The sequence below is a fragment of the Marinomonas sargassi genome (assembly GCF_025716875.1).
Taxonomy (GTDB): domain Bacteria; phylum Pseudomonadota; class Gammaproteobacteria; order Pseudomonadales; family Marinomonadaceae; genus Marinomonas; species Marinomonas sargassi.
In genome coordinates this window covers 253,542-269,053 of record NZ_JAOVZB010000006.1, presented here as the reverse complement: position 1 = coordinate 269,053, position 15,512 = coordinate 253,542, and the positions used below count along the sequence as shown (strand labels likewise).

Here is a 15,512-nt window from a genome sequence, read left to right as displayed (position 1 = left end):
TCCCATCCCGAACTCAGAAGTGAAAAGCGCCATCGCCGATGGTAGTGTGGGGGATCCCATGTGAGAGTAGGTCGTCGTCAAGCTTTAAACAATGGAAGCCCTGATAGCATCGCTGTCAGGGCTTTTTTGTGTGCGGAAGAAAAGTGCTCGGAAGAAAGCATCAGGAAGAGACTAAGAGAAAACCAAAATACCGCGACAGTGCGGGACTCTCTACAGGATACGCATGTGAGAGTAACTCAACCTTCAGCTTTAAATTAAGAGAAACCCCATCCTGCACTGCCGGGTGGGTTTTTTTCGTTTATGCGTATGAAAACACAATGCCAGTGTGGGACTCTCTACAGGATACGCATGTGAGACTAACTCACTACCAAGCAAAAACAGCAGAAGCCCTGATAGCATTGCTGTCAGTTTTTTGTGCGTGGAAAAAGTGCTTGGAAGTTTAAATTATCTGATCGCTATGAAGGCGTTGAACTACCGACCCTATCCCGATCTCAGAGATGGCTCTTTATTCGCCGCAGGGGCTCACCATCGCCGATGGTGGTGTAGGGTTCCCTACAAGGTAAATCTGTAATGGTGATCATAGGATAAGTTTTAGTATAGGAGGGCTAGGATTAGGTTCTTTTGCTTTTGGGTTTTAGAAGAGTGGTGGTGTAGTCAACAAGCAGTAGAGGTTGATAAGCCTATATCATTAGCTAACATGATTATAGTTTGGCTATGGTTGCTCTTGTGTAGAATCGGTGCGCCTGAGAATAGCCGGAATGACTTGGAGCAGTCAGATTGGCTGCCCCAAGTAAGGTTTTGATTAGATTGTTTCTGGAAGGTTTTTGCTTAGCCACTCTAGAGCTTGCGGGTATGGTTCTGGCAGTTTTTCGTTCAAGTTAGAAAGCATGGACTGTAGTTTCTCTAAGTCTCCGGAACACATGTTAAGGTGTCCTACTTTTCTTCCTGGGCGAACAGATTTTTTGTACCAATATAGCTCTAGGCCTTCAATGTTTAGCCAATCATAATCGACATCGACACCAATCAGGTTGACCATCATACTTTGGTTTTTTACTGCTGTTGGCGCTAATGGAAGTCCAGTGACTGCTCTAACATGGTTTTCAAATTGGCAGGTTGTTGCTCCTGCTTGAGTCCAATGGCCGCTGTTGTGAACTCTAGGGGCTAACTCATTTATCAGCAGTTCATCGCCAACACGGAAACATTCCATTGCCATAACGCCTACATAATCTAATGCTTCCATGAGCTTACTTAGCATTGCTTCCGCCTTGCCTTGTAATGGGGATAGGCGCTTTAGAGGAGAGACAGAAGCGTAAAGGATTCCATTGATATGTAAGTTCAAGGTTAGAGGGTAAAAATAGCACTGGCCGTCTTTACCGCGAACGCCAACGAGAGACATCTCTTCGTCAAAGTTAATTGCTTGTTCAGCGATAGCTGCGCCTTTCCAATCATTTGGTATCTGAGTGTTTTCTGATGCTTTTAACCAATATTGGCCTTTACCATCATATCCACCGCGTCGACGTTTCATTAGAACGCGTTCGCCTAAGGTGTCATAGGCATATTGAGCTGTAGAATCGTTTTTTACAGGGAACCAAGGCGCTGTAGCAAGCTCTAATTTATCCAGCCATTGCTTTTGAGTTAGCCTATCAGCTAGCTGTGGGAAAGTGTCTAAGTTAACAAAGTTGCTATGTGTAGCAAGCTGTTTTGTAGCAACAGTTTCTGGCCATTCTTCGCGCTCAGCCGTTACAATATCATTTTCATCTAGGGGTAAAGTCTCGGTGGACTCAATATCAACAGGGCGAACATCAACACCTAGTGGTGTCCCTGCTTGTTTTAACATAGCACCTAATTGCCCAGCTCCTAAAACCCATAAAGCAGACATAGATTACACCTCTCGTGGATCTGGATTTGATAGAACGGTTTCTGTTTGCTTGTTCCTAAAGGCTTGAATTTTCTTCACAAGCTCTGGGTTATTTAATGAGAGTATTTGGCAGGCAAGTAAACCCGCATTGAACGCACCAGATGTACCGATTGCTAATGTTCCTACAGCAACACCTTTAGGCATTTGTGCTATAGATAAAAGGCTATCCATACCGCTTAGGGCTTTACTTTGTACAGGCACACCCAGAACTGGAAGGTGTGTGTGAGCGGCAACCATTCCGGGTAAATGCGCAGCACCACCAGCACCACCAATAATGACTTTAAAGCCATTGTCTGCAGCACTTTCTGAGAATTCTGCAAGTTTAACAGGTGTTCTATGGGCGGAAACCACTTCTACATGGTAGCTAACACCAAGTGTATCCATAATTTCAGCGGCACTTTCCATAGTAGGCCAATCACTTTTTGATCCCATGATTAGGGCAACGTCTGCTTGCAAAATTTTTCTCCTATTTAGAGGATGTTCAACGAGGTATACGAGGGGGATGTTGAAAATCTAAATGTTATTTTGGGTAGTTGTTAGGTACTTTTAAAGTACTTTCGTCATTATTTATGGCGGTTAATATAGCGGATTTTGATCGTAACATCGAGCTTTGGAGAAGTTTTGAGCTGGAAGTTTTTAAAAAAGAAGAGCGACTTAAAGTCGCTCTTGGAGGTATTTCTCGTAATCTGGTATTTGCCTTTCGAATGTATTTTCAAATAATGGCGAAGTAACTAGAAAGTTAGCAGATGAAACGCTACAAGCAATAGGAATATTCCAAACTGCAGCTACACGTAGCAATGCTTTTATGTCTGGATCATGTGGCATTGGTTCAAATGGGTCCCAGAAGAAGATCAATACATCAATCTTTCCTTCTGCAATCATGCCGCCTAGTTGTTGGTCACCACCTAAAGGACCACTAATAAGGGACTGAACAGGAACATTTAATTGCTTCTGTAATAAATTCCCTGTTGTACCAGTAGCCAGTAGATTGTGTTTAACCAATCTATCCTTATGCTTTTCTGCCCATTCTATGAGATTTGGCTTCATATTATCATGGGCAACCAGAGCGACATTTTTGCGCTCTGGTGTCGTAGTTGTTTTCTGTTGCACGGTTATGCCCTTATTATTAAGCGCCTACTTTAACAACTTTCATCATGTTAGTCGTACCATGACTTACCAAATGGTCGCCTTTAGTGACGATAACTAAATCACCTTCTTGGATGTGACCTAAATCTTTTACAGTATCTACTAAGCCAGAAATGATTGTGTCTATATTGAACTCTTTAGAGCAAAACTCGATTGGAGTTACACCACGGTAAAGGTTTACTTTGTTCAATGTTTTTTGGCTTGGCGAAAGAGCGAAGATTGGTAAGCCAGAGCTAATACGAGACATCAGTAATGGTGTTGTACCAGACTCAGTTAAACTGATGATGGCTTTAACGCCTTCTAAATGGTTTGCTGCGTACATAGCAGACATTGCCATAGTTTCATCAACGTTTGTGAATGTGAAGTCGACACGGTGTTTAGAACGTTTGATTTGAGGTTGCTTCTCAGCACCTAAACAAACACGATTCATTGTGTTAATAACTTCTTCAGGGTAGGCGCCAGCAGCTGTTTCAGCCGACAGCATTACTGCGTCAGTACCGTCTAGTACAGCGTTGGCAACGTCAAACACTTCTGCACGAGTTGGCATTGCACTAGTGATCATGGTTTCCATCATTTGTGTCGCAGTAATAACTGGACGGTTCAATTGACGGCAGCGTTTGATCATGTGCTTTTGTACACCGATTAGTTCAGCATCGCCAATTTCAACACCTAGATCACCACGTGCCACCATAACGGCGTCAGAGGCTAGGATGATTGCATCTAGAGTTTCGTTGTCAGCAACCGCTTCTGCGCGTTCAACTTTAGAAACGATACCAGCTTTTAAGCCAGCAGCTTCGGCAAGTGCACGTGCTTCATGAAGGTCTTCAGCGCTACGCGGAAAAGAAACAGCAAGGTAGTCTGCTTGTAGTGCAGCGGCTGTGATGATGTCTGCTTTATCTTTTTCAGTTAATGCAGCAGCGGAAAGACCACCACCTTGGCGGTTGATACCTTTGTTGTTTGAAAGAGGGCCACCAACAATAACTTTGGTGATAACTTCCATGCCTTTTACTTCAAGTACTTCAAGTACAACTCGACCATCATCAAGAAGAAGGATGTTGCCAGGCTCTGAGTCTTCAGCTAATTGAGGGTAGTCAATACCAACGCGAGTTTCATCGCCGGCATTTTTATCAAACCCAACATCAAGAATAAATTGTGCGCCGTCTTGTAGCTCAACTTTAGTGTTTTTGAACCGAGCAATACGGATTTTTGGACCTTGTAAGTCTCCAAGAATTGCAATATGGCGGTTGTTCTTTTTTGCCATCTCACGAATAAGTTCTGCTCGGTTGATATGGTCTTCTGGTTGACCGTGAGAGAAGTTAAGACGGAAAACATTCGCACCAGCTAAGATCAGTTTTTCGATCATTTCTGGAGAGCTAGAAGCGGGACCTAAAGTTGCAACAATTTTTGTTCTGCGAGTCATTTTATTTACCAAAGATTAGAGTAGCTTGAAATGAGAGATATGGAACGATAAAGGCTGCGTTTGCGCAGCCTTTGAATTCGTTCAATTATTTTGCATTTACTAGAGCGATTGTGTTGTCTAGCATGCGGTTCGAGAACCCCCACTCATTATCGTACCAAGCCATGATTTTAACAAGCTTGCCTTGAACGCGAGTTTGAGTCGCATCAAAGTTCGATGTGTAAGTGCTGTGGTTGAAATCAGAAGACACAAGAGGATCGTGGTTGATGTGCAATACTTCAGCAAGAACTGGATCTGCTTTGATTGCGTCTTCAATGATTTTATTAACTTCTTCTACAGAAGTTTCACGTGGTGCTAAGAAAGTTAAATCAACAAGGGATACGTTGATTGTTGGTACACGAACAGCCATACCATCAAATTTACCTACTAACTCAGGAACAACTAAGCCAACAGCAGCAGCGGCACCTGTTTTACTTGGAATCATGTTCATTGCAGCAGCACGAGCGCGGTACAAGTCTTCGTGGTAAACATCTGATAAGCGTTGATCGTTTGTGTAAGCGTGGATAGTTGTCATTAGACCGCTTTCGATGCCTAGCTTATCACTCAGTGGCTTAGCAACAGGTGCTAAACAGTTAGTTGTACAAGAAGCGTTTGAGATAACTGTCATGTCAGATGTTAAAACATCTTGGTTAACGCCATATACGACAGTAGCGTCAACTTCTTTACCTGGTGCTGAAATGATTACTTTTTTTGCACCAGCAGAAATATGCGCGCTTGCTTTCTCTTTTGTTGTAAAGAAGCCTGTGCATTCATAAACAACATCTACGCCTAGGTCAGCCCATGGTAGGTCTGCAGGGTTACGCTCAGAGAAAGTAAGGATTTTGTCTTGATTGACATATAAAGCTTCGTCATCAAATGTTACTTCTTCACCGAAGCGACCGTGAACTGTATCGTACTTAGTTAGGTGAGCATTTGTTTTAGAATCGCCAAGATCATTGATTGCAACGATTTGAATTTGATCGCGCTTACCTGACTCGTATAAAGCTCTAAGAGTGTTGCGTCCGATGCGTCCATAACCGTTGATAGCTACTTTAATTGTCATATGTGCCTCTTAAATAGTGCAAAAATTGCTGAGTGTTCAAGTTGAACGTTAAGTGTCTAATTATTTTCTGTGATGTAAAAATACTACATAAGTAATTTTTTACGCAAGGATTAGTAACAAATCTCGCGTTGATTGACTATATTTTAATCTATCTAGAATAATACTTTAAATTGTATTACAAAAGTGTGTCATATGCTGAAGTTTTTTACTTGTAATACTGACTATTCGATTTGTTTATGTAATAAAATTACATTATTTTGAGGTTTATAGAAGAAAACTTGTCTTTTTTGGTATTTTAGAATGAAATATGTAGTAATATTACAAATATGGCGAAGTGGATCGCCATTTAGCATAGATACATGACGGAGAGAATCATGAATCCGATAGTTGAGAAAGTTACCTCAGATATTATTGAACGTAGTAAATCGTTACGTGCGCAATACTTGAAAGATATGAAGCAGGCGGAAGAATCAGGCCCACATAGAGGGAAGCTTTCTTGTGGTAACTTGGCTCATGGCTTTGCGGCATGTCAGCCTCAGGATAAACAGAAGCTGACTCTAATGGAGGAAGCCAATGTAGGGATTATTTCCTCTTATAATGACATGTTGTCTGCGCATCAGCCTTATGAAGCTTATCCAAATCAAATTAGGGTAGCGGTACAGGAAATGGGGTCGATTGCTCAGTTTGCTGGCGGTGTTCCTGCTATGTGTGATGGTGTTACGCAAGGTCAAGATGGCATGGAGTTGAGTCTCTTCAGTCGAGATAATATCGCTCAAGGCGCGGCTATTGCTTTATCCCATAATATGTTTGATTCTGCCGTTTATCTTGGCATATGTGACAAAATTGTCCCTGGATTATTGATTGCCGCGTTGCGATTTGGACATATTCCAGCTTTATTTATTCCTGCAGGTCCTATGCCATCCGGTATTACTAATGCCGAAAAAGCGGCTGTTCGTCAGCGCTATGCTCAGGGTAATGCCACTCGTGATGAATTACTGGCAGCAGAGTCAGCTTCATATCACAGTGCAGGTACTTGTACTTTTTACGGTACAGCCAACTCTAACCAGTTACTGGTAGAAATAATGGGTCTGCAATTACCGGGCTCTTCGTTTGTAAATCCAGACAATCCTTTGCGACCTGCTCTGACTAAGCATGCATCTCAGCTTGCTACAAAAATTACAGCTTTGGGTCGAGACTATCGTCCCATGTATGAAGTGATTGATGAGCGTAGCATTGTTAATTCTATTGTCGGCTTGTTAGCAACAGGTGGCTCAACCAATCATACTATGCATATTGTTGCGTACGCACGGGCGGCGGGCATTATTGTGACTTGGGATGATTTTTCTGCGCTTTCAAAAGTTGTGCCTTTGTTGACTCGTATTTACCCGAACGGGCAAGCGGATATTAACCACTTCCATGCGGCAGGTGGTATGGCGTTCTTAGTTAAGCAGTTACTGAAAGGCGGTTTGGTTCATGAAGATGTTCAAACCATTGTCGGTAAAGGTTTATCGCTCTATACCAAAGAGCCATTCCTAGAAGGTGATACGCTGGTTTGGCGTGAAGGTCCTGAAGCTAGCTTAGATGAAGATGTTATTCGCCCAATAGATAATCCATTTAGCAAAGAAGGTGGCCTGTCATTATTGAAAGGTAATCTTGGACGAGCAGTGATTAAAGTCTCTGCTGTAAAAGATGAAAATAAAATTATTGAGGCACCTGCTGCAGTTTTTCATTGCCAAAATGCTTTGGCAGATGCCATTTCCAGTGGTGAATTAAAAAGAGATTGTATTGCTGTTGTGCGTTTCCAAGGCCCTAAAGCTATTGGTATGCCTGAATTACACAAACTCACCCCTTTCCTAGGCAACTTGCAGGATCAAGGTTATAAAGTTGCCTTAGTGACAGACGGTCGTATGTCGGGAGCATCTGGTAAGGTGCCTGCGGCGATTCATCTAACTCCCGAGGCATTAGCCGGTGGTTTGATTGCCAAAATTAAAGACGGAGATATGGTGCGGTTAGATGCGATTGAAGGAACGTTATCGGTCCTAATTTCAGATGAAGAGTTAAATAGCCGTGAAGCAGCCGAACAAGATTTAACAGCTTCACATCAAGGTATGGGGCGTGAATTGTTTAGTGCCCAGCGATTAACGGTAAGCGGTGCTGAGCAGGGTGCTTGTAGCTTATTTAGTGATTAATCCCTTCCTCTAATTACTAACTGTGTTAGTAACTGGTGTTTGGGGCTTATTTATAAGCCCCTTTTTTTATGTATTAAAAAGCCCCATATGAATTTTTCCTATGGGGCTTTTATTATTTAGAATGGTATTAAGTTATTTTTTTTCTGGTTTAGGTGTTCGTGTGTCTTGGATGCTCTGCTTGAGCTTTTTTAGATGAGCATTAAACTCTGGTCCGCGTTTTAGCAACACCCCTGTCGCCAGAGCGTCAATGAGTGTTAGATAAACAATACGAGAGCTCATTGGAGTATATATATCTGTATCTTCCGTTTCTTCTATCGGTAGAACAATAGAGCAATGCTCAGTAAGGGGGGAGTCTGGGTTGGTGATACCTATCACTGCCGCACCTGTTTCTCGAGCGATCCTTGCTGTTTCTATAAGAGGTAGAGTTCTGCCTGTATAAGAAATGATAACGATCACGTCACCTGAGTGTGCACCAGCTGCTGCCATGCGTTGAACTAGTATATCTGTATAAGCAACGACAGGCATATTTAAACGGAAGAATTTATGGTGAGCATCTAGAGCAACAGAACCTGATGCTCCTAATCCATAAAACTCAATGCGTCGAGCTTGAGCTAGAATGTCGACAACACGACTAATGGTTGCTTCTGGCAATACTTCTTGGGCGCGAGTTAAGTTGTTTTTCGCCGCTTCAAACACTTTGTTTGTTACTGCCCCAGGAGCATCGTCTGGTTCAACATTTAAATTAATATAAGGTGTCCCTGTCGCTAAACTTTGCGCCAGAAGAACTTTAAAATCAGGAAAGCCGCTGCCAACCAAGGTTCGACAAAAACGGTTTACTGTAGGCTCACTTACTTCTGCCCGCGCAGCCAATTTTGCAATGCTGGAATGGATAGTTTGCTTTGGTGCTGCAAGGATGGCTTCAGCTACTTTTCGCTCAGACTTACTAAGGGTGCTGAGGCGTTCTTGTATCTTACGAATAATGTCTTCGTGTTTATTCATTTTCTACTTCAAAAATTGTCTATTGACTCGGATTGTTGATTTGTTCATTCTGACAGCCACTAACAAATCTGGCAATAAAATCCTTAAAAATGAGCTCATTAACTGCGCATTTACATAATATTCGTGAACTATTACCTACTAATTCCGAGCTTCATTGTACTTTGCTGAATGAAGGTTTTTCAAATCAGGTCTATTTACTGAGTTGGGATGACGCTGGGCAACTAGTTTTACGTATTTCGGATATAGATACAGAGGTTTTTTATATCAATCGAAAGGAAGAAATGCGGATATTGACCTGTGCTTCAAATTCGAAATTGTCACCTAATTTGGTGTGGTCTGATGAGCTTGGTAATTTTGCTTGCGAGTTTTTACCTCAACCCACCTTGAGCTGGGAAGTGTGCCACCAAGAAAGTGCACTACAGCGTTTAGCGGGGATGCTTCGAAGTATTCATCAATTACCAAAGGGTCATCATGAATACCTTGTATTGTCTGTAATTCGACACTACTTAGATCAAGTGAGCGCTAAGTTAAATGGCAATGTAAATCTCCAGCAAGAGTATAATTACCTTTTGAGCTGCTTTAAGTTATTAAAACAACCTAAAAAATTGCTTCCATATGTCTTGTGCCATAACGACTTAAATCCTAAAAACGTTCTGATGGATGACGAAGAGTTACAGGTGATTGATTGGGAGTATGCGGGGGTAGGTGACCCTCTATATGATTTGTCGGTGATTGCAAAGTCGCATAATCTCAATGAGCGTCAAATAGAAGCTTTTGTACATTTCTATTCTCCTCACCTGAACGCTGAAGAGGTGATGGAAGTTATTGCTATGTATTCGCGGTGTTACAGCCTTAGGGAAATGGTTTGGATGTTGTTAAAGCATATAGTGACACCAGAAGACACTGATAACCTACAAGAGTATTATCGTTTTAAATCCTCATCGAATTTGAATCCCTTCCATTAAACCTAGGCGGCAAAAGATGAAAGAGCAGATGAAGCAAGCCTCGCATTGGCATGCTGCTTTAGAGCAAGAATTAGATAAAGGCTATATGAGTGCTTTACTGTCTTTTCTTGAGCAGGAAGATAGAGTTAATACAGTATTTCCTATTGAGAGTGAACGCTTAATGGCGCTGAAAGTGACGCCTTTTGATTCAGTAAAAGTCGTCATTCTCGGTCAAGATCCTTACCATGGAGAAGGCCAAGCTCATGGTTTGTCATTTTCTGTTAAACCAGACGTAAAAATCCCACCTTCTCTGGTGAATATTTATAAAGAGTTAGAGGCGGATTTAGCTATTTCACCGGCTAATCATGGATCTTTGATTCAGTGGGCTGAGCAGGGAGTATTATTGTTGAATAGTGTTCTTACTGTAACAGAAGGGAAAGCCGGCTCTCATCAGAAAAAAGGCTGGGAAACCTTTACCGATAGGATTATAGAGCTTATTAATAAAGAGCATGAGGGAGTCGTCTTCATGCTGTGGGGAAGTTATGCGCAAAAGAAAGGTTGCCAGATTGATAAGGCTAAACACTGTGTACTAGAAAGTGTTCACCCTTCTCCTTTATCTGCTTATCGAGGTTTTTTTGGTTGTAGCCACTTTTCAAAAGCTAATCAGTATTTAATTTCTCAGAGCAAAGCACCAATAAACTGGTCTTTAGACCCAATTGAGAAACAGGCTAGCGAGCACGAAAACCATCAAATAGTTCTGCCCCTGTGATAATAAATTACTCGTTTATTGAATAAGGTAATGGAAGGTGGAATAGTTTCTCACCTTCAATAAAGAGATCTTCCGCATCTTGTGGCGCGATGTTCATAATTACTTGTATATAGCTTGTATTGTCCACGGTGCCTGAGTTCAAGATATAGCCTAACTCTTTACCTTGGTGATCTGTGATCTTGCTTGTAAGGTTTATGCCTTTTTTACATGCAAAAATAGCCAGCTGTTTTGGCGATTTCCCTTTGTACTGCATTCGAGCAACTATTTCTTGTCCTGTATAGCAGCCTTTAGTGAAGCTTATTCCTCCAGTTGATTGCATGTTAAGCCATTGAGGTAAAATATTTTCGCTGTTTTCGAGGCGTATTAAAGGTCTAGCGGCGAGGATAGCAAACGCAGTTAAGTCTATATTTGATTCTTTCAGGGTCGATTTTTCATTCGAGACTATCTGGTAGTCAAGACGGATTGGATATTCACAGGCTGTTATACGTATACCATTATCTGGGTCAGTATTTGTGTCTAGTTGCTCCGGTAAAGAGGTAGGCTTGGATGTTTGTGTTGGTAGGGATACTTTGGCGAACACACTGAATTCATGGCTAGCATCCACTAGTTCTACTTTAAAAAATACCGCATACTTTTTTAAGTGTTGAATGCTTTTTTCTATGAGGTCTTTGCTCATAAGAATTAAGATATCAGTATCCTTTTGAGCAATATAAAAGTTTGTAACAATACGGCCTTTGATGCTGCAAATGGCACCGTATAAGCTATAATTTTCTGCTAGCTTATTGATATCACAAGTTATTTGGCCTTGAAGAAATTTTCTAGCATCGTTTCCTGTGACACGTATAACGCCGAGCGGCTGAGTGCTCAAGCTTTCTTTATTTGTAAGCTGGCTGCTAATAGTGTCATTTAACGAAATCATAAAGTTATCCATAGAAAAAAGCGGGTCAAAAAGATGATGTATGCTCTATTTGTAGTGGTATTTTATCGAATATCAATGGCTATCCATCATAATTTGCAGAATCAAACAGCATTCTTTCTTTAATACTTTACTTAAAAATAAAAAATCATAGGAGTAGCTGAGCATGTATTTGGGTCTTGATCTTGGAACATCGGGTTTAAAGGGTGTGCTCATAGATGAACAGGGGAGAGTGTTAGGGCAATCTTCCGCTTCATTAGTGGTGACAACGCCATTTAGCACTTGGTCTGAACAAGATCCTACTTCGTGGTGGCAGGCCTGTCGAGATGTTATTGCCGACTTGAAGAAGACATTTGATTTGAGTTTGTTAAAAGGTATTGGCCTTTCAGGGCAAATGCATGGTGCCACTTTATTGGATAAAAAAGGACAAGTACTAAGACCTTGTATTTTGTGGAATGATGGTCGCAGTCAAGATCAGTGCTTGGCTATGATGGATGAGTTTCCAGAACTGATCGATAAATCGGGCAATCTTGCGATGCCCGGTTTTACGGCTCCAAAGTTACGTTGGGTAAAGGAGAATGAGCCAGACGTCTTTGCAAAAACCGCTTTTGTCTTACTTCCCAAAGATTATCTTGCTTATAAACTAACAGGAAGTATATCCTCTGATTATTCCGATGCTTCAGGTACCTTGTGGTTGAATCCTAGTGCCCGTTGCTGGGATGAGGAGTTATTGTCGGCTTCTAGTCTAAGTAAATCTAATATGCCTAAGTTATTTGAGGGATGTGACGTGGTTGGTAGGCTTACTGAAAAGTCGAGTAAAGAGCTTGGTGTTCCGCAAGTGCCTTTGGTTGCCGGTGCTGGTGATAACGCAGCTGGGGCTATAGGAATGGGAGTGGTTAATTCTGGTCAAGGCATTATTTCTCTAGGTACCTCGGGTGTTTATTTTGCGGTTAGTGATTCACATAAAGCGAATCCAAGAAATACGGTTCACGCTTTTTGTCATGCTTTACCTAATCGTTGGCATCAGATGGGAGTGACATTAAGTGCGGCTAATTGCCTTGGTTGGTATGCAGATCTGGTAGATGAAAGTGTGCCGAAACTCTTGGAAAGATTAGAGCAAGCCAATATTCTGGAAACCAGTGTGGTGTTTCTGCCTTATCTAAATGGTGAGCGAACACCACATAATGACGCGAACGCAAGTGGGCAATTTTTCGGCCTAAGTAGCAATACGAATCAAGCGGATATGGTGTTGGCTATTTTGGAAGGAGTAGCGTTTTCATTATTAGATTGCCAAGAGGTGTTGATCGATGCAGGTAGTGATGTTGAAAACCTGTCACTAATAGGCGGCGGTGCCCGCTCACCACTATGGAGACAAATTATTGCGAATGTATTAGGTAAAACACTCTTTTATCGTGAAGGTGGAGAAATTGGCCCAGCTGTTGGCGCCGCAAGACTAGCTTTAATCGGCGTTGAATATAATCTGGGTGGTAATATTGAAGGCTTAATTGAGCAGCATTGTTATATGCCTGATGTTATTGTCACTCACAACCCGAATCTTGATTTGGCAGAGTACTATCAAAACAAGTTCTGTACTTATAAGTCTTTATATCAATTAACCAAAAGCCTGAATAAAGAGTCATAGCTATAAAAGAAAGGAGTTACTTATTATCTGTGTTAATAACGCCTTCCATACGTATATTACTTTGAGAGCGGAAGTCTCTAGGAGTAACGCCTTTTAATTCATGAAAGCGACGGTTAAAATTCGCAACATTGTTAAAGCCCACTTGGAAGCATATTGTTGCAATTTGTTGGTCAGTTTCCGCTAGAAGGCTGCAAGCGCGGCTGATTCTGACACGGTTTAAGAACTCAATGAATCGGTTGCCTGTCGCTTTTTTAAAGAAACGAGAAAAGTGACTGTCGGACATGTTAATTAGGCTGGCAACACTAGATAGAGTGATATTCTGATTGTAATTCTGTGAGACATAATCAACCACAGTATTGATTTTACGCTGTAATGCCTCATTCGATTTTAAGTCTATTTGTACTGTCGAAAGCAGGCGATAGTGCTGATGTTGAGCTAGTTTTTTTAGTAGAGGAAGTGCAATTATAAGCCTTTCTAAGCCACTAGAGTTTTTAACCTTATTAAATGTCTCTAATAAGTATTCTTTATCTATATCGAAGAACTCAACCCCAGATTTTGCTTTGTTTAAAAGGGGGAGTACCTCTGCAAATTCAGGGATGATCTGGACGCCATTTGCAAAAGATTCGTGATCAAAACGAATGAGCATATCTCGAATTTCAACACCTTCTTGGTCGTTCTGACAAATCCAATTGTGAGGTAGGCGAGGACCGGTCAGGATTAACTGACCAGGAGAATAATTGCCAATATAGTCACCAACAAATACTTTGCCCGATGTTGCTACAATGAAGTGAAGCTCATAGTCGTTATGTGCATGCCAGCGAATTAATTCGCATGGGTAGCCATGCTCTAAATAACGAATGGTGTCATTTTCATCGACCAGTTCATATTCTGGTGTTAAGCGTTTGGTTAAGTTGGTCATATTGCTTTCTCGTATAGGCTATCTTTTTATCGCTCGCCATATTTTTATTATTAATGAGAATGAGTTAAGAGACAAAGCTATAAAATAGCTTTGTCTCTTTTCAGTTGAAGCGCTGGCTAGTTAGCTGTATTGCTTCATGTAAGTATGAATGGCTTGAGTTAATAGCGTAACAAACTCGGGGTATTCATTAGGAACACTTCCCCAAAGAAAACTATCGGTTACAAAGGCTTCAATACCTTTCTCATCATTAGTAAATGCGGCTACAAAAGCGTTATTTGGCTCATGATATTTTATATCCAGCTTTCCTTGATTGGTGAGCTGGATAAAAGTAAACCAGCTTGCTATTCCTTGAATTGTTTTAGTTGGAGTGCCGCCTTTGCGGAAAATCCCTTCTAAAGTTGGGTAAACGAAAATTGGAAACTTCGAATAACCATCACTACATATACGCTCAACTGTATCACCAATGTTGCTATTGCTAAAACGGTTAGCAATTACGTCTAGGTAGGCTGGTAAATTTACCACAGATTCCCCGATTGCAGGAATAGAATCTTGCGTAATAAAATCTTTGAAGTACTGGTGCAGTTCATCATCACGCATCGCTTCATCGAAGTAAGTTAACCCTTTCAGTGCTGCTTGATATGTAACGCAAGTGTGACCTGCATTCAAAATTCGTATCTTTGCTTCCTCAAATGGTACAACATTGTCAACGAACTGAACGCCAACAAGATCCAGTGCTGGTTTTTTTCCTGCGAAGTTGTCTTCTACAACCCATTGCATGAAATCTTCACCCATTACTGTCATGTTGTCATCAATTCCAAATCGAGTTTGAACATCATCAATATGCTGTTGGCTCGGCTTAGGTGTGATTCTATCTACCATAGAGCATGGGAAAGATACGTTCTCTTTTACCCATTCAATTAAGGCGTGATCTTGCTTAGCTTCTAGGAACTGCATAAGACCCGCTTTTAGCAACTCACCATTATGGCGAAGGTTATCACAACACAAAAGTGTGATTTTGGACTTTGACGTTTCACTACGCTTTTTTAGACCTGCGTATAAAAAAGCGTAAAGTGTATTTCGTGCACCTTCGATGTCAGCTTTAATTGCTGGGTGATCAAACATTAAAGTGCGGTTTTCATCCAGATAGTAGCCACCTTCGGTTACGGTGGAAGTGACTAGCTGAATGCTCTCACTCGCCAGTGCTTCGTCAACCTCTTCAGGCGCTTGCGCGCCATCAATTTGTTGAACGATAGAGCGAATATGTTCGTACTCAGTATGACCATCAGCGGCCATGGTTTTTAGAACATATTCCCCTTTTTGCTTCGTGAATTGAGAAAACATCTGGCTATCTTGGGGTCTTATATTGACCCCAATTAAGCCCCAGTTCTGTTCACTCTGGTTAGCTAGTAACCTATCAAAATAAACTGCCTGATGGGCACGATGAAAAGCCCCAACACCTAAATGTACTACCCCAGGGTTAATCACATCCTTTTGATATTCTTGAGCAGAAAGCTGATCTTTATTCAAAGAAGCTTGTAGGTGATTTGCCAT

The 15,512-nt window shown here is 41.5% G+C and carries 13 protein-coding genes and 1 rRNA gene; 5 read left to right on the top strand and 9 right to left on the bottom strand.

All coding sequences use genetic code 11. The features are described 5' to 3' along the window. Positions 1 to 83: ribosomal RNA gene (gene rrf / locus OFY17_RS13815) — 5S ribosomal RNA — on the top strand; the annotation flags it as partial. Between the two features lie 719 nt (positions 84 to 802). Here rrf and purK read toward each other — a convergent pair. The 5 genes from purK to gap all read right to left on the bottom strand — a co-directional run bounded on the left by purK (position 803) and on the right by gap (position 5,583). After that, positions 803 to 1,879 (bottom strand): 5-(carboxyamino)imidazole ribonucleotide synthase, encoded by a 1,077-nt coding sequence (gene purK / locus OFY17_RS13810; protein ID WP_263531323.1) that lies wholly within the window; start codon positions 1,877 to 1,879, stop codon positions 803 to 805. A gap of 3 nt (positions 1,880 to 1,882) precedes the next feature. Beyond that, positions 1,883 to 2,374: a 5-(carboxyamino)imidazole ribonucleotide mutase gene (purE, locus tag OFY17_RS13805; RefSeq protein ID WP_263531322.1), complete on the bottom strand. Its 492-nt coding sequence runs from the start codon at positions 2,372 to 2,374 to the stop codon at positions 1,883 to 1,885. A 198-nt stretch (positions 2,375 to 2,572) separates the two neighbouring features. Next, positions 2,573 to 3,034: a methylglyoxal synthase gene (locus OFY17_RS13800; protein ID WP_263531327.1), complete on the bottom strand. Its 462-nt coding sequence runs from the start codon at positions 3,032 to 3,034 to the stop codon at positions 2,573 to 2,575. 10 nt (positions 3,035 to 3,044) lie between these two features. Then, the gene (gene pyk / locus OFY17_RS13795; protein ID WP_263531321.1) at positions 3,045 to 4,484 is read right to left on the bottom strand and encodes a pyruvate kinase; all 1,440 of its coding nucleotides are present in this window, start codon (positions 4,482 to 4,484) and stop codon (positions 3,045 to 3,047) included. A gap of 85 nt (positions 4,485 to 4,569) precedes the next feature. Beyond that, positions 4,570 to 5,583 (bottom strand): type I glyceraldehyde-3-phosphate dehydrogenase, encoded by a 1,014-nt coding sequence (gap, locus tag OFY17_RS13790; RefSeq protein WP_263531320.1) that lies wholly within the window; start codon positions 5,581 to 5,583, stop codon positions 4,570 to 4,572. Positions 5,584 to 5,957: 374 nt separating this feature from the next. On the opposite strand from gap, the gene edd reads away from it, so the two are divergent. Beyond that, the gene (edd, locus tag OFY17_RS13785; RefSeq protein WP_263531319.1) at positions 5,958 to 7,772 is read left to right on the top strand and encodes a phosphogluconate dehydratase; all 1,815 of its coding nucleotides are present in this window, start codon (positions 5,958 to 5,960) and stop codon (positions 7,770 to 7,772) included. Positions 7,773 to 7,904: 132 nt separating this feature from the next. Here edd and hexR read toward each other — a convergent pair whose 3' ends face one another. Continuing rightward, complete coding sequence (hexR, locus tag OFY17_RS13780; protein WP_263531318.1) at positions 7,905 to 8,771, bottom strand: transcriptional regulator HexR; 867 nt, start codon at positions 8,769 to 8,771, stop codon at positions 7,905 to 7,907. Positions 8,772 to 8,860: 89 nt separating this feature from the next. On the opposite strand from hexR, the gene OFY17_RS13775 reads away from it, so the two are divergent. Then, positions 8,861 to 9,736, top strand: a complete 876-nt coding sequence (locus tag OFY17_RS13775) for a choline kinase family protein (protein ID WP_263531317.1) — start codon at positions 8,861 to 8,863, stop codon at positions 9,734 to 9,736. A 16-nt stretch (positions 9,737 to 9,752) separates the two neighbouring features. Then, positions 9,753 to 10,484 (top strand): uracil-DNA glycosylase, encoded by a 732-nt coding sequence (gene ung / locus OFY17_RS13770; protein WP_263531316.1) that lies wholly within the window; start codon positions 9,753 to 9,755, stop codon positions 10,482 to 10,484. A 7-nt stretch (positions 10,485 to 10,491) separates the two neighbouring features. On the opposite strand, the gene ygfZ is transcribed toward ung, so the two are convergent. Beyond that, positions 10,492 to 11,403, bottom strand: a complete 912-nt coding sequence (gene ygfZ / locus OFY17_RS13765) for a CAF17-like 4Fe-4S cluster assembly/insertion protein YgfZ (protein WP_263531315.1) — start codon at positions 11,401 to 11,403, stop codon at positions 10,492 to 10,494. A gap of 163 nt (positions 11,404 to 11,566) precedes the next feature. Here ygfZ and xylB point away from each other — a divergent pair, with 163 nt between their 5' ends. Further along, entirely contained in the window at positions 11,567 to 13,042 is a 1,476-nt protein-coding gene (xylB, locus tag OFY17_RS13760; RefSeq protein WP_263531314.1) for a xylulokinase, read from the top strand. 16 nt (positions 13,043 to 13,058) lie between these two features. Here xylB and OFY17_RS13755 read toward each other — a convergent pair whose 3' ends face one another. Continuing rightward, positions 13,059 to 13,961 carry an AraC family transcriptional regulator gene (locus OFY17_RS13755; protein ID WP_263531313.1) on the bottom strand — a complete coding sequence of 301 codons (903 nt, stop codon included), beginning with the start codon at positions 13,959 to 13,961 and terminating at the stop codon, positions 13,059 to 13,061. A 120-nt stretch (positions 13,962 to 14,081) separates the two neighbouring features. Next, positions 14,082 to 15,512: a mannitol dehydrogenase family protein gene (locus OFY17_RS13750; RefSeq protein WP_263531312.1), complete on the bottom strand. Its 1,431-nt coding sequence runs from the start codon at positions 15,510 to 15,512 to the stop codon at positions 14,082 to 14,084.

Bases quoted from the DNA above. Each gene is read 5' to 3' on its own strand.
- purK (WP_263531323.1), bottom strand. From the start codon at position 1,879: ATGTCTGCTTTATGGGTTTTAGGAGCTGGGCAATTAGGTGCTATGTTA.
- pyk (WP_263531321.1), bottom strand. From the start codon at position 4,484: ATGACTCGCAGAACAAAAATTGTTGCAACTTTAGGTCCCGCTTCTAGC.
- gap (WP_263531320.1), bottom strand. From the start codon at position 5,583: ATGACAATTAAAGTAGCTATCAACGGTTATGGACGCATCGGACGCAAC.
- edd (WP_263531319.1), top strand. From the start codon at position 5,958: ATGAATCCGATAGTTGAGAAAGTTACCTCAGATATTATTGAACGTAGT.
- hexR (WP_263531318.1), bottom strand. From the start codon at position 8,771: ATGAATAAACACGAAGACATTATTCGTAAGATACAAGAACGCCTCAGC.
- OFY17_RS13775 (WP_263531317.1), top strand. From the start codon at position 8,861: ATGAGCTCATTAACTGCGCATTTACATAATATTCGTGAACTATTACCT.
- ung (WP_263531316.1), top strand. From the start codon at position 9,753: ATGAAAGAGCAGATGAAGCAAGCCTCGCATTGGCATGCTGCTTTAGAG.
- ygfZ (WP_263531315.1), bottom strand. From the start codon at position 11,403: ATGATTTCGTTAAATGACACTATTAGCAGCCAGCTTACAAATAAAGAA.
- xylB (WP_263531314.1), top strand. From the start codon at position 11,567: ATGTATTTGGGTCTTGATCTTGGAACATCGGGTTTAAAGGGTGTGCTC.
- OFY17_RS13755 (WP_263531313.1), bottom strand. From the start codon at position 13,961: ATGACCAACTTAACCAAACGCTTAACACCAGAATATGAACTGGTCGAT.
- OFY17_RS13750 (WP_263531312.1), bottom strand. From the start codon at position 15,512: ATGGCAAATCACCTACAAGCTTCTTTGAATAAAGATCAGCTTTCTGCT.